Annotated in this window: 8 protein-coding genes and 2 pseudogenes; 6 read left to right on the top strand and 4 right to left on the bottom strand. The window is 59.8% G+C overall.

Annotated features, from left to right (window positions below; all coding sequences use genetic code 11):
• Positions 1–25 precede the first annotated feature (25 nt).
• The 3 genes from Mame_RS05875 to Mame_RS26540 all read left to right on the top strand — a co-directional run bounded on the left by Mame_RS05875 (position 26) and on the right by Mame_RS26540 (position 2,212).
• The gene (locus tag Mame_RS05875; RefSeq protein WP_018066052.1) at positions 26–361 is read left to right on the top strand and encodes an Arc family DNA-binding protein; all 336 of its coding nucleotides are present in this window, start codon (positions 26–28) and stop codon (positions 359–361) included.
• The gene (locus Mame_RS05880; protein ID WP_018066051.1) at positions 358–1,563 is read left to right on the top strand and encodes a tyrosine-type recombinase/integrase; all 1,206 of its coding nucleotides are present in this window, start codon (positions 358–360) and stop codon (positions 1,561–1,563) included. The genes Mame_RS05875 and Mame_RS05880 overlap by 4 nt, the downstream gene beginning before the upstream one ends.
• A gap of 292 nt (positions 1,564–1,855) precedes the next feature.
• Positions 1,856–2,212 (top strand): DUF6538 domain-containing protein, encoded by a 357-nt coding sequence (locus Mame_RS26540; protein WP_155122033.1) that lies wholly within the window; start codon positions 1,856–1,858, stop codon positions 2,210–2,212.
• A gap of 129 nt (positions 2,213–2,341) precedes the next feature.
• Here Mame_RS26540 and Mame_RS05885 read toward each other — a convergent pair whose 3' ends face one another.
• From Mame_RS05885 to Mame_RS05895, 3 genes are all read right to left on the bottom strand, one after another.
• Positions 2,342–2,575, bottom strand: coding sequence for a P-loop NTPase family protein (locus Mame_RS05885; protein WP_026173688.1), 234 nt, complete (start codon positions 2,573–2,575; stop codon positions 2,342–2,344).
• A 287-nt stretch (positions 2,576–2,862) separates the two neighbouring features.
• A complete protein-coding gene (locus tag Mame_RS05890) occupies positions 2,863–3,486 on the bottom strand; it encodes an invasion associated locus B family protein (RefSeq protein WP_018066048.1) in 624 nt (207 codons plus the stop codon).
• An 81-nt stretch (positions 3,487–3,567) separates the two neighbouring features.
• Complete coding sequence (locus Mame_RS05895; RefSeq protein WP_018066047.1) at positions 3,568–4,326, bottom strand: SapC family protein; 759 nt, start codon at positions 4,324–4,326, stop codon at positions 3,568–3,570.
• A 394-nt stretch (positions 4,327–4,720) separates the two neighbouring features.
• On the opposite strand from Mame_RS05895, the gene Mame_RS26550 reads away from it, so the two are divergent.
• The 3 genes and pseudogenes from Mame_RS26550 to Mame_RS26555 all read left to right on the top strand — a co-directional run.
• Positions 4,721–22,141 carry an autotransporter-associated beta strand repeat-containing protein gene (locus tag Mame_RS26550; RefSeq protein WP_155122035.1) on the top strand — a complete coding sequence of 5,807 codons (17,421 nt, stop codon included), beginning with the start codon at positions 4,721–4,723 and terminating at the stop codon, positions 22,139–22,141.
• A 296-nt stretch (positions 22,142–22,437) separates the two neighbouring features.
• A pseudogene (locus tag Mame_RS05965) lies at positions 22,438–23,185 on the top strand (IS5 family transposase).
• Between the two features lie 2 nt (positions 23,186–23,187).
• Positions 23,188–23,471: pseudogene (locus tag Mame_RS26555) on the top strand (integrase core domain-containing protein); the annotation flags it as partial.
• Between the two features lie 426 nt (positions 23,472–23,897).
• Here the strand turns inward: Mame_RS26555 and Mame_RS05975 are convergent.
• On the bottom strand, positions 23,898–24,149 hold the full coding sequence (locus Mame_RS05975) for a hypothetical protein (RefSeq protein ID WP_018065117.1): 252 nt from the start codon (positions 24,147–24,149) through the stop codon (positions 23,898–23,900).
• Positions 24,150–24,378 lie beyond the last annotated feature (229 nt).

Consider the following 24,378-nt stretch of genomic DNA (forward strand, 5'->3'; position numbering starts at 1 on the left):
ACGGTGGTCAAAAGGAAACGGTGGAATGGCTCGAAACGATCCTCAATTGAAACTGCGCCTCACGGAGGAACTAAAGGACAAGATCGTGGAAGCTGCTAAGGCCAATGGAAGGTCGGTCAATTCTGAGATTGCCTATCGGCTGGAGGAAAGCCTGCTCTTTGAGGAAATGCAGCAGGAGGCCTTCGCCCCTCTGTCGGATGATTACATCAAAAGGGAACTGGACTGGCAGCCAGTGGATGGTGACCAGCCGATCACCCGCAGCGAACATCTTGCCATTACGGGCGTAATGCTTGACCAGCATTTTCAGCAGTTCGGGGCAGAAATGATCACTCAGATCAAAAAGCTTCTGGAGAAGAAATGAGCGTCCGCAAGCGGAAATGGACCAACGAGAACGGCGATGAGAAAACAGCCTGGGTCGTCGATTACGTCGATGCCCAGGGCAAGCGCCGCCACAAGTCTTTCCGCCTGAAGAAGCTCGCCGACCAGTTCGCCGCAACGGCATCGGTCGAGGTGCGTCAGGGCATCCATGTCGCCGACAGCGCGACTGTCACGATCGAGCAGGCCGGCAATCTATGGCTGGCATCGGGCGATGCCGCCGGCCTTGAGCGCACGACGATGGATCAGAGGCGCCAGCACTTGCGCCTCCATCTCGTTCCCTTTGCTGGCAATGTGAAGCTTTCCAAGATCAACGCGCCGTGGATACGCGCCTTGCAGGACGAGTTGCGCAGCAACGGCCGCTCTCCGGCCATGGTGCGCCGCGTGACGGTCTCCCTCGGCTCGATCCTCGCGGATGCCCAGGCGCGCGGCCTCGTCATCCGCAATGCCGTCCATGAGCTTGCCCGCGCCCGGTCATCCTCGTCCGCATCGGACAAGCGCGCCAAGGCCCTGCTTCGGGTCGGCGTGGATATTCCGACCAACGATGAAATCCGCGCCATTCTGGAAGCCGCGACGGGCCGCTACCGGCCGCTTCTGGTCACGATGATCTTCACCGGGATCCGCGCCAGCGAGGCGCGCGGGCTGATATGGGAAGCTGTCGACCTGAAACGGTCGGTTCTGGAAGTGCGGCAGCGCGCCGATCGATACGGCGAGATCGGCATGCCCAAGAGCGGGGCAGGGCAACGCGCCATCCCCTTGCCGCCGCTGGTCGTCAACACCTTGCGGGAATGGAAGCTCGCATGCCCGCCAGGCGCGGCCGGTCTGGTATTCCCAAACGGAACCGGCAACGTCGAGGATCATCAGAACATGCTGAAGCGCGGGCTATGGGCCACCCAACTTGCCGCCGGCTTGACGGTCGAAACCGGCCAAGCCGACGCGGAAGGCAATCCGATCCTCGCCGCCAAGTATTCCGGCTTTCATGCGCTGCGACACTGGTATGCGTCATGGTGCATCAACCGCAAGGCCGATGGCGGTCTGGAGCTTACCCCGAAGGCCGTTCAAACCCGCATGGGCCATAGCTCCATTCAGGTGACGTTCGACACCTACGGGCACCTCTTCCCCGCGCCGGATGAGGGCGCGGAATTGGCCGCAGCTGAAAAGGCGCTGTTCGCGGTCAAGCCTGAATAGGGTGAGCCGAAACGCCACTTCAGCGGTGAATTCAACGCAACAAAAACGCAACAAATTTGAACTCTGTTGCATTCAGATCGTTTAAAATCAATAACTTAGCTGATGAATGTTGCAATAAAAACGAACTCTGACTCCGTTAGTCCTGGTTCGAATCCAGGTTCCCCAGCCAAATCTATCTTCAAGCCATTGAAATAAAACACAGTTTCATCTGTTTCTCTGCGCGTCCACGCCGCAGTGTCACACATGACTGTAGCACAACGGCCTCAGGCTGCTTCAGACGAGGTTGAAGCCCATGCCGATGATCGCCCATGTTTTCCGCCGAGGCGCCGTTTGCGCTTGGCGCCGCCGTGTTCCCGTTCGCTCTGGAAATGCAACCAAAGCTGGTTATATTCAGGTAAGCCTGCACGCACACGATCCCGCCACGGCTCGCGTGATCGGTGCAGCTCTGCATGCGACAAGCGAGAGAGCGTTCGACTTGATGGCAGCTTCACGATTAACGGCCGAGCAGGCCAGGACATGGCTCGATCATGCCGTCAAAACAGAGCTTGATGCGATCAACAATCGCCGCCTTGCGGAACATGACGATATCTCGGGAGGCGGTTACGCTCCTGGCGCATCGGCAGATCGATTTGCTCAAGGAAGCCGGTAATGACCTGATGTCTGTATCAGCAGCCATGGGCGTCCGTGTCGTAGCGGTTGCCTGCGGCGTCGACCTCGTCGATGAACAAAATGGCCAGTTTCTTATCAATCGCCTCTGCGAGCGACCTGCGCATGGCCGTCAGTATGTCACCGAGATGCCTGCGCATTGCCACTCGGCAAAGCTTGCTTGCACGAAGTGGACACCAGCGCTTGCCCCCATGGCGCGGGCAAGCCAAGTCTTGCCGGATCCCGGAGGATCGTGGACGATCAGGGATCGCGTCAGTTCCGACCATTCGCACTTGCGCTCTTTCCATGCGGCGAGGTCGGCAACTATTTGCCGCGCCGCCTGCAGGGCCAGACTGTTGCCGTCCATAACCTAAACCAAACGGTCTCCGGTAAATTCGGCGCGGTTCAACTTCCTCCCGCGTTCGGTGGGCAACAGCCTCTTGATGAGCCGCATTCCATATCTGTTAGGTCGTCGTGAGCCAAAACTGCCTCCTAGAGTCTTCCCGCATTTCACTGAAACGCGGGAAGACTCTATCTCTTTGTTTTTACGCCATTTCGGACAGTGAACCGGTGTCCACTTCACCTGGAATTGCTATAAAAAGCAGTTTTGAAACATGGTTCTGCTGATATTGGAATCCACTTTGTCAACAGGATCTAGTTGACCGGCGGAGCGGCCGACAACGCCGCCTTGAAGCCCTTCATCGACAGCGGCACGGAAAGCGTCTGGCCGCTGGTCATGTCGAAGGTCACCGATGCCGATACCGTCTGCTTCAGTGCCTCGACCTGCGCGCCGGAAAGCTCCTTCTCTGCCACGCAGACCTGCGCGCAGGTGAGATAGGTGAGCAGGATGTCGGTGCCCTCCGCAGCGGCTTCGTCCGCCGATACGGCGCCGCCCTTGGAAGGCGCTGCCGGCGGCTCGTCGCTCAGCGTCATCTTGACGCCGGCCCGCAACGCGACATTCGACGGGGTCTGCACCACGATCCGCTGGTTATCGCTGTCCGGCAATTTGCCGACGGCGATGGTAAGCAGGCGCTGCACCTGGCCGCCTTCCTGCTGGACGTTCAGCGTCTGGGTCACTTCGCAGATCCGCTGTGGCGCGCCGGGTGTTTGCTCGCCCTGTTTCTGCACCTGGACCAGCATGCAGTGCTGGGACCAGTCGCCATAGGAGACGGTGGTGTCGGAGGCCGGAACTGCCTCATCCTCCTGGGCCATTGCCGTGCCTGCTGCCAGTAGGCCAACGGCAAGCGCCACAAACCGGACCGTATTCAATCGGATCATATCGTCTATCCCTCTTCGATGTTTCGCCCTCGGCCCGTGTCCCTGGTTCGCACGGGCCGTCGGTTTGCTTGAGCGCGCCGCTCAGGCGGCCTTCGGCCTGGATGCCGCGTCGTTGAGCTGCAGCAGGTTTTCCCAGTTCTGGCTGGATGCCATGTGCAGCACCACCGCGTCGGTGAAGCCCTTCTCGTGCCACTCGCCGATGACCTTAGCCGGCAGCGCGCGGAAGCGCTCGGGGTCAACCACCAGCAGACCGTCAAGCCGGTAGCGGCTCTTGTCGGGGAAAGACATGTTCACCTGCTTGTCCACCAGCAGATCATGTTCCTGCAACGCCTTGACGAATTCGGTCCCCATCAGCGACTGCTGGTGATAGGCGTTGCAGAACTCGATCATCGGCCGGGTCGTCTCGCTGGCCGTACCGTCCTCGGCGAACAGCATGTCGCCATCCTTGGTCTTTGCCGCAGTGGTGATTCGCGCGCATGCCCCGTCGAAGCCGAGCACGGTCTGGGTCTTGTCCTCCGACTGGATGAGGATGAAGGGATAGCGCCGCACATAGGCGGGAATATAGCTTCCCTGCTGCCATTCTCCCGCTTGGGTCACGAACAGGTTCTGCCCCTGTTTCAGCCCGGTGACGGCGACCGGGGCGGGCGCATCGCCGCCCCGCACGAACACGATCGGATAGTGGCGGACGGCCGGCAGGAATTCCCCCGGCGTCAGCGGAATGGCATTCGCCGTCGCCGCGAATGCGAAATCGGATTTCCTCTCGAGCGTCAGATCCTTGTGGTCTTCAAAACGAAGAACCTGCGGGGATCCGTAGAAAAGCGGAAGCGCGTGGTCGGCCATGGATGTTCATTCCTCTCCTCGGTTTGGGGGACGCGGTTCTTTATCGCGCGAAGGAATTTCTGCAGCAATACCGAGAATGAATATAACGGACGTTTTCAACAAGCAAAGATATATTAGTGAATTACTAAATTATAAAAATATAATAATTCTAATTTAGTTATTAGTTGTGACTAAAGAATAGACAGTGTGATTTAATTGCATCAGTCCCGATATTTACATATATATATTTTGTACTATAGGTGATGACACGTGAATTTGATTCGTCGAATCATGTGTATTGGCGAATCTGGTGCATTTAACTGGTTTTGAGCGAGTGATTTGGCGTCAGGGAGGGGGAGGTGGAGCGGATCGCTCCCTCCCTCATTACGAGGCAACGGCAGGAGTGGGGAATTCCATGGCATTCGAAATCAGCATTGGCGGTGTCATCGCAAACCAGAAAGAACAGGCGGCAGGCATGGAGGGCAGGCGGCGCCGGCCCGGTATGCGCGCCCTGCTTGGCGGCTCCGCCCTTGCCGGCTCGCTGATGATGGGCATGATGCTGGCAACCCCGGAGGTCGCCGAGGCCGCGTGCGGATTTAGCAGCGTGACATCGACCTATTCGTCTAACGTGAATATAGTAAACGGCGATGCTTGCACGGCCGGCCAGCTGTACTACGGTAGTTCGGCTTCTCCTGCCATTATTACAATGACAGGCGGGACGTTGACAATTGTCGACTGGATAGACCTTGGCGATTCGCAATATAGCAATACATATGGGACTCTGAATGCCAGTGGAGGAACTACGTTGATAAGTGGTGGCACTCTTTACGTCGGCTACCGCGGAACGGGTGTCTTTACTATATCTGATGGCGCATCGATCGCTTCTAATATAACTATCGGATACTCTGCAGACTCGGTGACTACGGTTGGCACCATGAATATTGGGGCTGCTGCCGGTGAGGCGGCGGGAAGCGCGCCTGGCGCGATTAGCAGCGGCACAATTGCTCTGTCGAATTCCTCGTTGTCGACGGCCACACTGGTATTTAACCATGATGGAACGGAGGCGGATCCTTTTACTCTTTCTTCTTTGATCAAGACCGGTTCGGCGTCGGGAAACTCGAACATTCTGCATATTGCTGGTTACACGAAATATACAGGCGACGGTTCCGGTTATGCCGGCAACCTTACGGTTTATGGCGGCACGCTTGAGGTGACCGACAGCCTTGGCGCCAAGGCGCTCGTTGTCGGCGACAATACCTATGGATCCGGCAGCGGGGCGCTGACACTTGATGGCGGCACGATGACGGTTGCGACAACGCTGGTCACCGGCAATACGGCATCGAGCGCCGGAGACATCACCGTCAAGAATGGCGGCAAGCTCGTCGTGAGCGGCATCGACGCCGGAACAAGCACAGCGGCAATTGCGCTCGCCGGCGCTACGGGAACGACCTCCAGCGTGACAGTGGACGGCGCCGGATCGACTTTCGACATGACCGTCGATACTGGGCGGACCAACCTGGCGATCGGGGGAGCGGGTGCCGCCACCGTGGTGATTTCGGCCGGCGGCAGCGTCAAGGGGGATGGCCAGATCCTGATCGGCAATGGGCCCGGGGGGACCGGCAACGTCACCGTCACCGGCGCCGATTCGCTTCTGACCACGTCTCACGATGATTTCCGGATCGGCAATGTCGGCTCGGCGACGTTGACAGTCGCGAACGGCGGCAAGGTCGAAAACAGCGCCAGCGGCGGGTCGATCATCATCGCCAATACCGGGACTTCCAATTCAACCTTGCTGGTTGGCGACGCCGTCAGCGCCGGCGCGACGGCGACGTCCGGCGTGATCGCGACCGACAACCTGAAATTCGGCTCGGGAACGGGTACGCTCGTTTTCAACTACATGGGCAGCGGCAGCTACGGCTTCGACATTAGCGGGGGCGCGTCGTCGCGTTCCTATTTCCGGCATATCGCCGGAACCACCACCTATTCGGGCGATGGCAGCGCCTTTGGAGGTAATGTGACCGTATACGGCGGCAGCCTGACCGTTACCAACAGCCTTAAAACGGACGCGCTCATCGTCGGTGACACGTCGGTCGGCGTCGGCACCGGCACCGGCGCGCTGACGGTCTCCGGCACGATGACCGTGACCGGGGCCGCGACGATCGGGTATCAGACTGGTACGGTTGGTACTGTCAATGTCAGTGGCACTTCAGCAGAGCTGACCGCGGGCGGCATCATCTATGCCGGCTATAACGGGGAGGGGACACTCGCGCTCTCCGGCGGCGCCACCGTAACCGGTTCGATTATTTCTATTGGTGGCGATAACAGCCTCGGCGCCGGCACCGGAACCATCACGATCGATGGCTCCAGCCTGGAGGCCACCGGTGGTCAGCTCAATGTCGGCTATGGAGCGACGGGCTCGTCCGGCCTGCTGGTTGTTTCAGGCACGAGCACGATCACGGTGAACAGCGCTATCGCCATTGGTGGTGCCGCTAACACCTCCGGGACGCTCATCTTCGGTGAGAAGGTCGACAATAGCCAGGCGGCGACTGCTACGGTCGATGCCTCCATTTCTACCACGGAAATTCGCTTTGGCGTCGGAACCGGACTGCTTATCTTCAACTACAGCGGCTCCTATACGCTGGACGATCTGATAAAAGGCGGCGGCGGTGTTTCGGCAGCCATACAGCATGTTGCAGGCGATACCACCTATACCGGCGATGGCAGCCTGTACACCGGCAAGCTTACGATCTATGGCGGCAGCCTAACGGTTACAAATAGTCTTAAGGCGGGTGCGCTCACCGTCGGCGATTCGTCGATCGGCTTCGGCACCGGCACCGGCGCGCTGACGGTCACCGGCACGATGACGGTGACTGGACAAACGACGGTCAGCGCAGCGGCGGGAACGGACAATGGCTCGCTGACGGTCAGCGGTTCCGCGGCGACGTTCAACGGAAACATTTTCAATGTCAATGGCGGAAGCGTCAAGGTTGACAATGGTGGGGAGCTCACGACCTCAAGCCGTATTGCTGTCGGCCAGGGGGTTGGCTCGCTGGAGGCGACGCTCAGCGTCCTTGGCGGTTCGACTGTCTCCGCCGGTGAGAATATCTATATCGGAAACAATTCAAAGGCTGTCGCGACGCTCGACAACGGCACCTTGACGGCCACTTCGGTCATATATGTCGGTACCAATGCCGGTTCAACGGGATCGACGCTGACGGCAAACAATGGCTCGACCATCACCTCCGGCAATATCTTTGTCGGCTATGCTGCCTCGACCGAGGGCACCGTTACCCTTTCGGGTGGTTCCACATGGACCTCCAGCGGGGTGATCGAGATTGGCACGAGTGGCACCGGGACTTTCAACGTGACGGGCGCCGGGTCCGAGCTTGAGTTTACGGGGAGCGGTCAACATGCCATCGGTGACGGCACTGGCGGAAAAGGTGCGCTGAATATCAGTGCCGGCGGCGTCGTAACAACGGCCTCCTCGACGTTTAATGTGGGTAACGACGCCGGCGCAACGGGAAGCATGACGGTAACGGGCGAAAATTCCCTGTTTTCGACAAGCAACCGCCTTTTAATCGCGACACGCGGGCCGGGGACGGTGACCGTCGCTGATGGCGGTGAAATCCGTGCGGGTGCTGGGCCGAATACCGGGATTGTCTTCGGGTTGAACGGCGGAACAGGTAAGCTGATCATCGGTGCTGACGTAAACACCGCCGCTGTCGCTGCTGGCGTGATTGACACACCGGAAATCAATTTTACGCCTGGTCTCTCAGGTACGTTAATTTTCAACCACACCAACGTCGAAGCTTCGCCTGCGACGCTTTCGGCCCGGCTGGTCAACAGTTCTGGCACCGACAGTGTTATTCAGCAGGTCGCGGGTTACACCCGATATACCGGCTTTGGCTCTTCCTTTGGTGGCACGGTTTCGGTCTATGGCGGCACGCTTGAAGTCTCCAACTCGCTGAAGACTGCAAGCCTTCTCGTCGGCGATACGACGGTTGGCGTCAGTTCGGGCAACGGTACGCTTTTCGTCAATGGCGGCACGATGGCCGTGACCGGAGATGCCACGCTCGGCAACCAGACTGGAACGACCGGCCTCGTCACCGTTTCGCAGAGCGCAGGCCGGTTGACGGTCGGTGGTGAACTGAATGTCGGCGCCTCCGGCGCGGGCACGCTGACGCTGACGGAAAGCGGCACCGCCACGATAACCGGCGCGGTTGTTCTCGCCGATACGGCGGGGGCGAGCGGCACGGTCAATATCGGCGCCGCTGCGGGAAGCGGCGCGGCTGGTGCGGGTACGCTTTCGACCGCCGAGATCGATTTCGGCTCGGGTGCGGGCACGGGGTCGCTCGTTTTCAACCACACTGCGACCGCCATCACGCCGCTTGACTTCGGTATCGAGATTACCGGCGGTTCGACGGCGAATTCGACGATCAAGCAGGTCGGCGGCTTTACCAATTTCACCGGCGTCGGGTCGGCCTATGCCGGCACGGTTTCGGTTACCGGCGGCGGGCTCAATGTCGAGAGCGGAAAGACGCTCGCCGGCACCTATTCGGTCACGGACGGCGTTCTTTCGGGCGGCGGCAGCGTCGGAACTTCCGGGCAGACGGTGACCATCGGTGCGGGCGGCACGCTTGCCGCCGGCGAAGGTGGCAGCGGCACGGTCGGGACGCTCACCATCCTCGGTGATCTTGCACTGTCAACCGCCACATCGGCGAGCCATTTTGATCTCGGTGCCGTCAATGTTGTGGGCGGTTCGAACAACGACCTTGTCATCGTCAACGGCGGCCTCACGCTCGGCGGCGCACTGACTGCCAATCTCGCCAACAGCACTCTAGGCGTCTACACGCTCTATTCGGTTACCGGATCGATCACGGGCACGAATTTTGACAGCGTGAACCTCACCGGCGCATCGGTCGCCGGCTACCGCGTGGCGACGACCGGCGACAGCGTGTTGCTCTACATAACCAACGCCAATGGCCAGGTCGATCAGTACTGGGACGGTGCGGCAAGCAACACCGGCAGTCTTGAGGGCGGAACGGGCACCTGGAATTCGAGCAACGCGAACTGGGCAACGCTGGCCGGCGGATCCGATACGGTCTGGGGTGGGTCGGTTGGCCGTTTCCAGGGGGCGACAGGCGGCACTGTCACGGTTGAGGGTGCTCAGTCGTTCGACATGCTGGTATTCTCTGCCACCGACGACAGTTCCACCTACACGCTTTCCACGGGAACCGGCGGAAAGCTCTTGCTTTCGCCCTACAGCCTGACGACGGGCACAATCCAGGTCGACGCAGCCACCGCGACGGTCGACGTCGAAATCACTGACGGCGTGCGCGGCGATGACGGCGTCACTGCGGTGAACACGTTGACGAAGACCGGATCGGGCATCCTCGTCCTCTCTCATGCCAACACGCTGACGGGCGGCATCACCGTTTCCGCCGGCACGCTACAGGTCGCCGACGACAGCGCGCTTGGCGCGACTTCGGCGACGCTGACGCTCGACGGCGGCACCTTCTCCGCGGATGGCAGCTTCGCGACCGACGCGGCGCGCGGCTTTGTGATGGGCAGCAGCGATGGCACGATCAATGTCGGTTCTGGCGACACGCTGACAGTCAATGGCAGCATTGGCGGTGCCGGAAATCTGACCAAGACCGGGTCTGGCATGCTGACACTCGCCGGCACGTCGACGAGCTATGGCAATACCACAACGGTGTCGGCCGGCGCGCTCAATGTCACGGGCACGCTTGGCGGCACAGTCACGGTTTCGGCGGGCGGCACGCTTTCGGGCACCGGTACGGTCGGCACAGCCTCGACCGGCACGGTGACGATCAGCGGCGGAACGCTTGCGGCAGGTGATGGCGGAACCAGCAATCAAGGAACGCTTTCGGTGGCGGGCAACCTGGTGTTGACCTCGGCTTCGAGCTCCTATTTCGAGTACACCAAGCTTACGAACGCGATTGGCGGGGATCTGGTGGCCGTCGCAGGCGATCTGACCACGGATGGCGCACTGACCGTTGACATTACGCTCGGCGTCGGCGTTACGTCCGGGACGGGCTTGTACAAGCTGTTTACCTATGGCAGCGCGACGAGCACAACCTTCGGCAGCTATAATCTCAAGGTCGACGGCTCGGATGCCACCGGATATCTGCGCACGCGCGACATCAGCAATGAACTCTATGCGGTCGTGCTGGATACCGAGAATCTCTATGGTCAGTACTGGAACGGCATTACTACCTCGGGTAGCACGGTGGTCGGCGGCGACGGCACCTGGAAGATGGACACCACCGATCATAACTGGCTCGACGTTGACACGAGCACGAATGTCGGCTGGGGTGGCTCGAAGGCGATCTTTGCCGGTTCCGCCGGCGTTGTGACGGTCGACGACAGTGACTCGACCCTTCACGGCGTCGATTTCCATGTACTGGAATTCCAGACCGACGGCTACACGATCAAGGGACCGGGCGTCCTGTCGATCAGTCCATATGCCCTGACGACGGGCGTCATCCAGGTCAACAATGCAGGAATCATTGCAACGATATCGGCAGTGATTGTCGATGGTACAACCAAGGATGCCACGCACACCGTCGCCAACAACATCACGAAGCGCGGCAACGGCACCTTGATCCTGACGGGTCCGAACACCTATACTGGCCTGACCACGGTCGAAGCCGGCATTCTCCAGATCGGTGACGGGTCGAGCGCTGACGGCACGCTCGGCGCGACGAGTTCGGTCAAGGTCGATGCGGGCGCGACGCTCGCCTTCGCGCCTTACACGACTGGCGCTTCGTCCGCGATTGCTATCACCGGCAACGGGGGTGTGCTGGTCGACGGCTCTGCTGCGGGCGTGATTGCGCTTTCCGGCTCCAATACCTATCAGGGCGGCACGAGGCTGAAGAGCGGAACGCTCGCGATCGCGGGGGATGGCGCTCTCGGTGATAAAATTGGTGCGCTGACGTTTGAAGGCGGCACGCTTTCGACAAGCGGCACCTTTGCGACCGATACAGCGCGTAACGTTTTCATCAGTACAGGCGGCGGCACTGTCGGCGTTTCCGCTTCGGGCGACGTCCTGACCATAGCCGGCGCGATTTCCGGGTCCGACACACTGACCAAGGCTGGCTCCGGCAAGCTGATTGTGACCGGCGCCAACACCTATACCGGTGCGGTGACGGTTTCCGACGGCGTGCTGCAACTTGGCAATGGGACAGCCGACGGCATGCTGACGGCATCCGGCTTCACGCTTTCAGCCACCACGTCCGAACTGATCTTTGATCTGACCGGTGATGTCAGCTATTCCGGCGCTATATCAGGCTCCGGTGCGCTGGAGCAGACGGGCTCCGGAACCACTACGCTTTCCGGCAACAGCAGCTATGCCGGCGGCACGACAGTGTCGGGCGGCACGCTCGCCATCACCGCGGACAACAATATTGGCGCAGCGAGCGGTGGCGTAACGCTTTCGGGCGGCGGCATCCTGTCGGTCGGCGGGACCTTCGACACGGCCCGTGCCTTCACGCTCGGCACAGGTGGCGGGGAGATCGATGTTGCCGACACGTTTAATTACGGTATTACCGGCGTTGTTTCCGGGACCGGTGCTCTGATCAAGGACGGCAACGGGATACTGACGCTCAGCAATACCAATCTCTACACCGGCGGCACGACAGTGTCGGGCGGCACGCTCGCCATCTCCGCCGACAACAATCTTGGTGCTAGCACGGGCAGCGTGACGCTTGACGGCGGCACGCTTTCGGTGTCTGGCAGCAGCGTTTCCACGGCGCGCAGCTTCATGATCACAGCGTCCAACGGAACGATCGACACATCGACTGCAGCCGACAATTACACCATATCCAGCGGGATTGGCGGTGCGGGGGGGCTGACCAAAACCGGCCTGGGCACGGTGATCTCGACCGCAAACAACACGTTTGATGGCGACACGACGATTTCGGGCGGGACCCTACAGCTTGGCGACGGAACGACGAATGGCGCTCTCGCCAGCGGCAAGACAGTGAATGTGGCTGGTGCCGGGACGCTCAAGCTCAATGCCAATGGCGCATTTACATTCGACAACATTCTGGCGGGTTCAGGCACGTTCGATATCGCCGCGGGCACGATCAACTTTGCCAGCGGCTCCAGCGGCTTTGCAGGCACGACCACGGTGCAAAACGGCGCCACTCTGACCGGCGCTGGTTCGCTCGGCGGGGCCGTCTCGATCAGCAACGGCGCGAAGCTTGCGGGTAGTTACACGGACCAGTTTACGCTTGGTTCGCTGACGCTTGCCAGCGGCTCGCTGCTTGATGTGACGCTCGACACAGCGCCCAATGCGACGCCGCTGTTTGCCGCCGGCGGGGTGACCATCGTTGACAGCAGCCTGACCGTCAACAGTGCGGGCGCTTTGACCGATGGCAGTTATGCGTTGATAAGCTACACCGGTCTTACGGGTACCGTAAGCGACATCACCACGGCTTCGATCAATACCGGTGGTCTCACCTATCGGCTCAAGGAAACGGCTGCGGCCGGCGCCGGAGCGGGCGATGTCGTCCTGCTTGTTGGTACGGCTTCCTATCTCTACTGGAACGGCACTACGACCTCAGGCGGCCCATCCGTGATCGGCGGCGCCGGGACCTGGACGTCCGATAGCCAGATGAACTGGACGGATTCCTCTGGCGCCACACCCGGTGCCTGGCAGAACCAGGGCTACGCCTATTTCGGCGGTCTCAGCGGCGGCGAGGTCAAGGTCGACAATACCAGCGGCCAGATTGTGGTCACCGGCATGGAATTCGACCAGTCGGGCTACACGCTCGTGGGTCGTGCCGCGGTTGACACGGTCCAGCTCTACAGTTTTGACGCGTCCCAGACCAGCGTGTTCAACGTTACAGCGGCGGCGGGGTCTGCAGAGTTCGGAATTGTCCTCGAAGACACGCCTGGCAATGCGCTGACACTTGACAAGCAGGGTGACGGAACGCTGATTCTCTCGGCGAACAATATCTATTCCGGTGGGACGAAGATCACCGGCGGTACGCTTGCCATTGGCAATGGCGGAACAACGGGGTCGATCGCAACTGATGCTGCGATTGGAGGCTTTGGGACGCTTGCCTTCAACCGTTCGGATGCGGTCAGCTATTCCGGCGTGATCTCGGGGACGGGGGCCTTTGTTCAAAAGGGTACCGGCACACTTTCTCTGACGCAGGATTCATCGGCATTCGCCGGCAACACCACTATTTCAAGCGGCGTGCTTGACGTTACTGGCATGCTTGGCGGGGCGGTTTCCGTGGCCGCGGGCGGCTCGCTTTCCGGCAAGGGTGGTACGGTCGGTGGCAATGTCACCTTTGCCGATGGCGCCACACTGATCGCCGACCAGTCCTCCAAGCTGACGATTGGCGGAGACCTTACGCTCAATACCTTTACGGTTGGAACGGATGGTACGGTGCTTTCCATCACCGCGGGCACTCCGTCTTCCGAGGCGATAGATGTGGGGGGCGCTCTCACGCTCGGCGGTACACTCAATGTCACGGGTTCGTTGACGGACGGCACATACACGCTGATGACCTATGCCGGTCCGGCGCTGAATGCGTCTGACGCCGGTCGTCTCAGGCTCGGCAGCATTGAATCCTCCGGTCTCGTCGTCGTTGTTTCGACTGCAACGTCTGGACAGGTCAATCTGCTGGTCGGTGACGGCGCCTACAGCTATTGGAACGGATCGACCGATGGTTCGAGCGGCCCGGGCTATGTTGTCGGCGGCAGCGGCGTCTGGACGGGTAGCGCCAATACCAACTGGACCAACCAGGCGGGTTCGACAGGTGCGTCCTGGGGGCAGGGAACAGTCGCCTATTTCGAAGGCACGGCAGGTGTGGTCAGGGTCAATTCGTCCACTGCCATATATACGTCCGGTCTGATTTTCCATACCGATGGTTATACGCTTGATGGCCAGAGTGCCGGCGACAAGCTCACGCTGCAAGGGTCGGTCTCGGGCAACTTCGCGACGGTCGCCGTCGACGACGGTGCAAGTGGCGGAACGGCGACTATTAATGTCGCGCTCTCTGGTGATGCCGGCCTCGTGAAGACCGGTGCCGGCACCCTGGTTCTGACTGCGAGCGGCAATGACTATACCGGCGACACCAAGATCAGCGCTGGCGTGCTTTCGGTCAGCGCCGATGTGCTCGGCAACGCCTCTTCCACGATGATCCTGGATGGCGGGACGTTCTATGCCAGCGGCACCATGACACTTGCCCGTAATGTCGGGATTACCAGCAGCAACGGCACAATCACGACCGATAGCGGTGAGATCCTGACGATGACCGGCGCGATCGCCGATCAGGTTGCGGCCACTTCAGGTGGTTTCACCTTCATCGGAGACGGCACGCTTGTGCTGAGCGGGCCCAACACCTATACGGGCGGCACCATGATCGCAGGCGGTACGGTCCAGATCAGCGCTCAGAACAATCTCGGCGCAACCACGGGCGGTGTTGCGATCAGCAGCAATGCCACGCTTGAAGCCACTGCAAGCCTCGATCTTGGCCGCACGCTCGCTGTCGGTACCGGCGGCGCGACGCTTCTGGCCGACAACGGCGCAACCTTCACCCTGTCGCAGGCGATATCGGGCGGCGATGCTCTGGGGCTGACCGGTGCAGGCAGCTTTGCCTACAACGCCACCACATCCAGCTTCACCGGAACGACATCGGTCGCGTCGGGAACGACCTTGACGCTTGGGAATACAAGCCTTCTCGGCGGCGATATGTCGGTCTCCGGCACACTCACCGGAACTTCGAGCGGGACGGGAACCTCGTCGCTTGGCGGGACCCTCACGATCGGCGATGGCGGCACCCTCAATGTCAATCAGGGTGATGTGCTGACGGCGGGGAACTTGACGCTCACCTCCAGCGGAACAGGCTCAACCATCAACGCGGTCATAACCTCTGCCGGCATGGCCGGGCTCGTCAGCACCGGCGATGTCACACTTGGCGGCTCGGTTGCCGTTACCGGCGGCACGCTCTCCGACGGTTCCTATACGCTGATCGACTACAGCGGTAGCCTTGGCGCAAGCAAGGCGACAGACCTGACGATCTCGTCGATCGCTACAGGTGGCAAGGTTGCCGTGGTTGATCTTTCGACATTTGGCAAGGTCAACATTCTCGTCGGTTCGGCCACCTACAGCTACTGGAACGGCACCACGTTCAGCCCCTTGGGCAGCGTGGTTGGCGGCAGCGGTATCTGGACGGCGGATCAGGCATCTTCCAACTGGGCAAATGAGACGGGTACGTCTTCCTCGGCCTGGCCGGATGCGCGCGTTGCGGTATTCTCTGCCACCGATACGGCCACCGCGACAGTGCAGATCGATAGTTCTGCTGGCGATATCATCACATCCGGCATGACGTTCGATGTTGACGGCTATACCTTGACGGGTCTGAGCGGCAGCGATGTCATTAAACTCTACGACGCGACGGCTGCGGCAACGACCACGATCACGGTGGCTTCCACCGCGACAGCCATCATCGATGTGGAGCTTGCCGGCGATGTGACGCTGAACAAGGCCGGCGACGGCACGTTGATCCTCAGCCAGACCAATACCTATACCGGCGGTTCCTCGATCAATGGCGGGACGCTTCAGGTTGGCGCTGGCGGCACGGAGGGGGCTATTTCCGGCGATGTCGCAATTGCCAGCGGATCGCTCGTGTTCAAGCGGTCCGACGACATCAGCTTTGCCGGTGCGATCACCGGTTCGGGCATTCTGGCACAGTCGGGTAGCGGCAAACTGACGCTGAGCGTTGACAATACGGCCTTTGCCGGATCGACCTCGGTCAATGCCGGCTCACTTGATGTCGCCATCGGTCTTGGCGGCAATGTCTCCGTCGCTGGCGGAGCGAGCCTTTCCGGCGCCAATGCGACGGTTGGCGGGAATGTCACGCTGCAGGACGGCGCGACGCTTTATGGTGACCAGAGGAACCAGATCACGATCGGCGGCGACCTTTCGCTGGCGGCCTATACGTCCTCGACATCCGGCGCTGTTCTTTCGATCGTCGCCGATGCGGCGCCGTCGACGACAGCGGGGATTGCGGTTGGCAACGACCTCAGCCTTGGCGGTACGCTCAATGTCACGGGAACGCTGACTGACGGCACCTACACGATGATTTCCTATGGCGGCGCGGCTCTCGCGGCAACCGATGCCAGCAAGCTCGCGCTTGGGTCGATCACGCTCGATGCCGTCAAGCCGGTCTTCGTCGATACGAGCACGGTCGGTCAGGTTAACCTGCTTGTTGGCGCAGCCACCTATTCCGGAACCTATTGGAACGGCAGCATCACGTCCGGCGCCGGCCCGCTTGCGGGTGGATCCGGTACCTGGACTGCCAGCGGCTCCGATCAGAACTGGTCCAACCAGGCGGGCGCTGATCATAATCCTTGGACACAGGGCCGTATCGCCTCTTTTGCCGGTACCGGTGGAGATGTCGTTGTCGATAACACCACATATGGAGCAATCAATACATCCGGTTTGATCTTCTCGGTGGACAACTATGTCCTGAGCGGCGGGGCGTTGACGCTCCAGGCCGGCGCAGCCGAAAATACCGCCTATATGGAAGTCGGCAGCGGCTTTACGGCGAAGATCGCCACGGCTCTTACGGGAGCTGCAGGTCTCGACAAGCAAGGTGATGGCACGCTGGTCCTGACCGGCATGAATAGTTATACGGGCAAGACCATCGTTTCCGCCGGCAAGCTTCAGCTTGGCGACGGCGTCGACGACGGGGCGATCTCGGACAGTCTGACAATCAGGTCCACTGGCGAATTCATCGAAAACCTCGCTTCCAACGGAACCTACTCCGGGACCATCGACGGCGCTGGCCTCTTTACCAAGCAAAGCGGCATAACGCTGGAATTGGCGGGCAATGGCGCAGGCTTCACCGGTACATCATCAATTGTCGCCGGCACCCTCAACCTCACCGGTTCGCTCGGCGGCTCGATCGAGATCAAAAATGGCGCGACGCTGACCGGTTCGGGAACCGGCGGTGCCACGATCATCGACAATGGCGGCACGATCACGGCGGCACAGGGCAGCGCACTGAAGCTGGCAAGTCTCGTGCTCAACGACACCTCAATCGTTAATGTGTCGCTTTCTGGTTCGGGCACGGCGACGGGTCTGATCCAGATGACAGGGGACCTGACGCTTGACGGGGCTCTCGATATCACCGGGGTTCCGAACTTCGGCGACGGCACTTACCGTATCATGACCTATGGCGGCTCGTTGACTGACAATGGTCTTGAACTCGAAACGGTCAGCAACGCAAGCGTCGACACCTACACGGTCCAGACCTCCATCAATCATGAGGTAAATCTTCTCGTTGGCTCCGCTGCCTACACCTACTGGAATGGCAACGCCTCCGGTGGCGGCGCCATTGTCGGCGGTACCGGCACTTGGACTGCCGATGGTTCGGCAACCAACTGGACCGATGCGACCGGAACGGCGGCCGATGCCTGGCTGACCCAGGGCTTTGCCATCTTTAGCGGCAATGCCGGCACTGTCACGGTGGACGGCACCACCGGGCCGGTCATCATCGCCGGCGGCATGCAGTTCGCCAAGGACAGCTATACGATCCAGGGCGATTCGATTTCGCTTACAGGTTCGACCGGCGGCAATATGAGCCAGATCCGTGTTGGTGACGGCGCGGGCACCGGTTTCAGGGCCACGATCGCCTCTGAGCTTTCAGGCTATGCCGGTGTGAAAAAGACGGACCTTGGTGAACTCATCCTCACGGGATCGAACAGCTATACCGGTGGCACAGTTGTCGCCAACGGACAGTTGACGATCGGCAATGGCGGTGCGTCTGGCTCGGTGGTGGGCGATATCGACGTCAACGCCGGTGCAAAGCTGGCATTTAACCGTTCTGACGATCTGACTTTCGCCAACGTCTTGAGTGGCTCCGGTGCGGTGCGCTTCATTGGCGGGAACGTCACGACGATCGACAATGACAATTCCGGCTTCAACGGCAAGACAAGCGTGGAAGCGGGCCGCGTCGTAGTCGGCGCAAGCGGGATACTCGGTTCTTCAACAAGCACGGTCGAGGTACTCTCGGGCGCAGGCCTTTCGGGGAGCGGCCAGATTGGCGGTATTGTCACCATCCACGACGGTGCGACGCTTGCCGGTAGCCAGGCGGGGGCCCTGTCAATGGGAGGTCTGGTACTTGCATCGGCCAGCAGCGGCACCCCCGGGGCGCTCATAGCGGCCAGCCTCGATACGGCCGGCATGGCTGCGATCTTCAATGTTGCTTCCGGCGTGACACTGGGCGGCACGGTTAACGTCACGAGCGTCGGCCAACTGGGCGATGGTGTCTACAACCTGATTGCCTATAATCCCGCCGACACGGCGACCTATGACGGGATGATGATCGGAGCAATCAATGTTGCCGCCGGCAACCATGTCGTCCTCGATACCAGCGAGGCCGGAAGCGTGGCGATTGCCATCGGCAGCGCGGCCAACGCCTACTGGAATGGGACATCTGCGGGCAATGGCAGTCCCGCTCCCATTGCCGGGGGCAATGGGCCCTGGACGGCGAGCATGGCAGCCGACAACTGGACGACCGCCGATGGTTCGGGGGCAAACGGCTGGAAGCAGCGCTTCTACGCCGTTTTCGAAGGCGCTCAGGGCACTGTCGACGTCTCCGGTGCGGACGGCACGATCTATGTCGGCGGCATGACCTTCTCCACAGATGGCTACCTTATCCAGGGTGACGGGCTGGTCCTCGCCGACTCCACCATGGATGCCACAGGCGAGATCAATGTTGGCGGCAGCAACGCAATGCCGGCTTCGGTGACCGCCACGATTGCCTCGGTTCTCTCCGGCGATGTGCGCCTGCTGAAGACCGGCGCGGGTGAGCTCGTCCTGACGGGCGACAACAGTTATACAGGCGGCACAGATATAGCGGAGGGCGCACTCACCATAGGCGATGGCGGCACGTCTGGTTCGGTCGACGGGGATATCGCGATCGCTACTGACGCTTCGCTTGGTTTCAATCGTTCCGACGACGTGAGCTTCGGCGGTACGCTTTCGGGTCTCGGCAATTTCCAGCAGAAAGGTGCTGGAAAATTGACGCTTACCGCCGACAACTCCGGCTTCACCGGCAAGACGACGGTTGCCAGCGGCGTACTCAATCTGCAGGGAAATATCGGTGGCTCGGTGTCGGTTTCTGCCAGCGCAAGCCTCACGGCCGATGATGCGATCTCTATCGGGGGAACGTTGTCGCTCGCCGACAACGCCACGGTCAATGTCAGCTATTCCGATACATCGGTCTACACGTCAGGCCTGTCGCTATCGTCCCTGTCGCGCATCAACGCTGCCTACGGCAACGGGTTCTCCGATGCGCCGATCTTTACCATCACCGGCGATCTCGTGCTCGATGGCACTATTGCGCTCTCTGGCGCCCCGGTCTACGGGCCGGGCGTTTATGAGTTGATGAGCTATACCGGTAACCTCACGGACAACACGCTTGAGGCCACGGGTGTCAATACCGGCAATTACACCTACAATTATGCGATCGATACCAGCGTCGACAATGAGGTCGATCTCTTGGTCGAGGAGGTGACCTTCTGGAACGGTTCCTCAGCGGGCAATGCTTCCTCAAGTGGCGTTGTCGGTGGTAGTGGCATCTGGACAGCGTCAAGCGGCGCTTCCAACTGGACCAGCGCCAGTGGCAATACGGCATCCGCCTGGTCTTCTGACGGTTACGGTTTCGCCATCTTCGAAGGAACAGCCGGTATAGCCACCGTCGATGACAGCAGCGGACCCGTCTCAACCACTGGTATGCAGTTCGTCACGTCCGGCTATACAGTCAAGGGCGATGGCATCACGCTACGCGGGGCAATCGGTGGCACCGAGGCCTATATCCGTGTGCAGGAGGATGCAAGCGCAACGATCGCTTCGGCACTGTCTGGCGACGGGGTGGGATTGATAAAGTCGGATCTCGGCACACTTTATTTGGCCGGAGACAACACCTACAGTGGGGGTACCGAAGTGGCCTTCGGCACACTCGCCATTGGTGATGGTGGCACAACCGGTTCGGTGAGCGGCGATATCACGGTGGATGAAGGGGCTGTCTTCGGCGTCTTCCGCTCCGACGATTACACCTTCGAGAATGGCCTTTCCGGCGAGGGCACTTTCGCCCAGATGGGCAACGGCACTACCAAAATTAACGGCGACTACTCGTCCTTCGGCGGGTCGAGCGAGATCCGCGCCGGCAACCTTGAGGTCGGCGGCACGCTTGCCGGTGACATTCTTGTCAAGGGGGGGCGCCTCGGCGGCACCGGCACCGTCGGCAATGTCACTATCGCTTCTGGCGGTTCAATTGGCGCCGGCGATAACGAAACTGTCGCCGCGCTCTCGACCGGCAGCATCAGCTTTGCGAACGGATCCACCATCATTACCAACATCGACACAAGTGGTTCGGCCGACCTCATAAATGCGAACGGTGCGGTCACGATATCCGGTGGCACGATTAGCGTCGTCGCCAACGCGAGCGAAACCTATACGGTAGGCGATGTCTACACCATCATCAGCGCTAGCGGCGGCATGACGCTTCAGGACGGAAACGGTGATGGAACCGAAGGCTTCGATACCGTCGCGACCAATATCGCTGATATGACGCTCACGGTGGGATATACCGACACAACCGTCTACCTGTCGATCACTCAGGTTCCGGTCACGTCATTCAACGATCCGGGCTTCTCGGGCAACGAAAACAATGTAGGTAACGGCCTAAAGAGCCTTGGCCCAGATAATCCTTTGTACAAGGCAGTCCAGGCTTTGCCTGCCGACGAGCGCGGTTCGGCCCTTAACCAGCTAACGGGAGAGTTCTACTCCTCCGTCAACGGTACGATGGTGATGAACAGCTATTATGTCCGGAGCGCCATAAACCGACGCGTCCTTAATGCATTCCGCGACAGTGACGACCAGTCCATGTCTGTGGTCCAGAATTATGCGGCTTCAACCGATACGACCGACAGCCCGTTCAGACTTTTCGGCGAAGATAATGCCGGTCTGGCGGTATGGGCCAACGGCTACGGTTCGTGGAGCGATACTTCAGCCGTAGGTGAAACGTCGGATATTAGCAGTTCGGTTGGTGGTACATTCCTCGGTGCGGATGTCGGCGCATTCGGCAATATGCGCTTTGGGGCATTGTTCGGCATTGGCCGATCCAGCTACGAGATTGATGCGCTGAATTCCGAAGGGACTAGTAACGACTATACGGCAGGTGTTTACGGTGGCGGCGTCTTCGGCAATATCGGGGTCGACTTCGGTACCGCCTACACGTGGCACGACATGTCGGCATCGCGTTCAATCGCCTTCACCGGCTATTCGGACCGCACCAGTGCCGATTACATGGCCGGGACCTTCCAGATTTTCGGCGCTGTTGAGTACGACTATGCAGTGACTGATAGTCTCTCCATCTCACCTTATGCTGATGCCGCATGGATATATCAGCAGTCAGACGACTTTACCGAAGCCGGCGGCAGTGCCGCACTTCACCACGGAACCTCGGATATGAGCACGGGCTTTACCACGATCGGTATGCGAGGTGATTACGAAGGCGAGATCAACGGCATCGCCAGCATGGTGTCGGGTTCAATCGGCTGGCGCCATGCCTATGGCGATATAGATCCGAACGAAGCGCTCAACTTCATTGGTGGTGATGTGTTCAGTGTCTATGGCGCTCCTGTGGCAAAGGATCAGGCCATCTTTAGTCTGGGATGGGAGGTGAAACCCAAGGACAACTTCTCGGTTGGCCTTTATTATTCAGGCCTCTTCGGCGAGGGGTATACATCCCAGGATGTATCCGCTCGTCTCGACCTGAAATTCTAGAGTATCCGTTTTGATCAAGCGGGTTCTCTATCCCCTGCAAACTGGACCGTTTGATGTTGGAGTTTTCCGCGGTATTCTCCCGGCTGGGAGAAGGAGTGGAAGAGATGAAGGCATCGAAGTTTTCGGACGCCCAGAAGGCGTTTATACTGAAGCAGGGTGATGACGATGTGCCTGTAGCGGAGATTTCCCGCAAGGCCGGGATTAGGTCGTAACCCCATAAATGGGGTTCACATGGGCACGGTGGATTGATTCAATGGTCTCAGGAAAGGAGACCATTGATGCACTGACGTTTTGACCTGACGGATTTCGAGTGGGCGGTGATCGAGCCGCTTCTGCCCAACAACAGCCGCGGCGTGCCACGGGTTGATGATCGCCGTGTGATCAACGGCATACTCTGGCGCTTTCACACCGGCAGCCCGTGGGCTGATGTTTCGGAACGCTATGGTCCTCACACCACCTGTTATAATCGCTTTGTCCGCTGGCGGCGGGCTGGTGTCTGGGATCGCCTTCTCAAAGCGATTTCTTCCGCCTTCGTCGGCGATATTCAGATGATCGATTCGTTGTGTGTTCGCGTGCATCAGCATGGCGCCACCGGTAAAAAGGGGGCGCCAATCGAAGCATGGGACGTTCCAGAGGTGGCCTGACAACGAAGATCCACGCTCTCTTTGATGCCGACGGGCTGCCGATTGATCTTCGCCTCTCGGAAGGGCAGCATGCTGACTGTCGCTACGCCGAAGACCTGCTCGCCAGACTTCATGCCGGGGCGACGCTTTTGGCCGTGGCTATGACACCGACGCCATCCGCGTCACGGCAAACCAGGCGAAGGCACTCGCCAACATCCCGGCGAAACGAAACCGGAAAAGGACCTGCGCTTTCAGTCCGTTCCTCTATCGCTATCGAAACCTCGTCGAGCGGTTCTTCAACCGCATCAAAGAAGCGCGTGGAATTGCAACGCGTTAAGACAAGCGAGCCGACAACTATCTTGCAGCAATCAAGCTCTTCTCTGTGCGAATATGGCTAAAGCGTTACGAGTCTACGGCCTAGACCCGAAGACGATACGGGTGGATAATGGCAGCGAATTTATCTCCCGCGACCTCGATCTATGGGACTATGTGAACAAGGTTACGCTGGACTTCTCGCGGCCTGGTAAGCGACCGACAATGGCTTCATCGAAGCCTTTAACAGCAAGCTGCGTTCGGAATGCCTGAACGCGAAGTGGTTCATGTCCCTTGCGCATGCGCGCGAAAAGTTGGAGGATTGGTGTAGACACTACAATGAGGATCGTCCTCATTCGGCGATCGGAAACAATGTCCCGATTGCACTGCATAATCCCGGTGGCGCTGCCGGCCCGCTATCGTCATCAGAGTCGGAAAATCTAAAATCCGGCGGTCTAACAAATGGGCGCACTGCACAAGGTGAAACCGCGCGCCTGTCGATGATCACTGCGAAATCCACATGGAGAGTGCTTTCGAATGTACTTTGATAGACCCACTCCGGGCTTTGTCGTCCGTCCGGACCGTTTTGTTGCCATTGCATTGAGCTCACATCACATTTATGTTGCACGGAGCTGTAGCGTAGCAGGCTGATACTCGTTTTAGTGTTTTTATTTCAATGATTTGGCTCTCTCTCTAGGATTTCGCGGAGAATCCAGGTTCCCCAGCCAACCATTTCAAGCTCTTGAAATCCGAGACGGTTTTATTGCTTCGTTGCGCGCTGCAGTCGCGGCTTCGCCGATAATTGCCTATCTTCTCCTGCGTCATCCGTCCGATGCGTTCCTGGAGGCGCCATCGGTGTTGCCGGTATGCGAATTTTCGCTCCATTGCTGCGCTTCTGTCTCGGCGGCGCCGAGCGTGTCGCAGGCCATGAAGAGGTGGCTGGCCGTCCTGGCCAGGCCAAGCCGCATGGCAAGCTGGAGAGCGATTTCGATCAGGTCCAGAAGTTCATCCGGCGTCACCGTCGCCTCAAGGTCATTGTTTTCCGCACTGCGGAATGTGTCGTGGTCCTGCATGTTCTGGCTCCTCTCGCGCGCTGCCGTGCAGTCATTGCCGACGGGGCGCAGGTTTCTACTCCGACTGCTGTGCGCGTCCGGCGTCGTTGACTCTGGTGCGGCGTGACGGGGTTGAGTCGCCTGACGTTTACGGCGGCTTCCGACCGATGCCGGCGGATGTAGAGAACCATCGCGCCGGCGAATCTATCGGTCTTGCGCCGCCTCCCCTTCCATTCGCCCCGCACGGATG

This window comes from Martelella mediterranea DSM 17316 (assembly GCF_002043005.1).
Taxonomy (GTDB): Bacteria; Pseudomonadota; Alphaproteobacteria; order Rhizobiales; family Rhizobiaceae; genus Martelella; species Martelella mediterranea.

Excerpts from the sequence above, each read along its gene's own strand:
- Mame_RS05875 (WP_018066052.1), top strand. The coding sequence starts at position 26 with ATGGCTCGAAACGATCCTCAATTGAAACTGCGCCTCACGGAGGAACTA.
- Mame_RS05880 (WP_018066051.1), top strand. The coding sequence starts at position 358 with ATGAGCGTCCGCAAGCGGAAATGGACCAACGAGAACGGCGATGAGAAA.
- Mame_RS26540 (WP_155122033.1), top strand. The coding sequence starts at position 1,856 with ATGCCGATGATCGCCCATGTTTTCCGCCGAGGCGCCGTTTGCGCTTGG.
- Mame_RS05885 (WP_026173688.1), bottom strand. The coding sequence starts at position 2,575 with ATGGACGGCAACAGTCTGGCCCTGCAGGCGGCGCGGCAAATAGTTGCC.
- Mame_RS05890 (WP_018066048.1), bottom strand. The coding sequence starts at position 3,486 with ATGATCCGATTGAATACGGTCCGGTTTGTGGCGCTTGCCGTTGGCCTA.
- Mame_RS05895 (WP_018066047.1), bottom strand. The coding sequence starts at position 4,326 with ATGGCCGACCACGCGCTTCCGCTTTTCTACGGATCCCCGCAGGTTCTT.
- Mame_RS26550 (WP_155122035.1), top strand. The coding sequence starts at position 4,721 with ATGGCATTCGAAATCAGCATTGGCGGTGTCATCGCAAACCAGAAAGAA.
- Mame_RS05975 (WP_018065117.1), bottom strand. The coding sequence starts at position 24,149 with ATGCAGGACCACGACACATTCCGCAGTGCGGAAAACAATGACCTTGAG.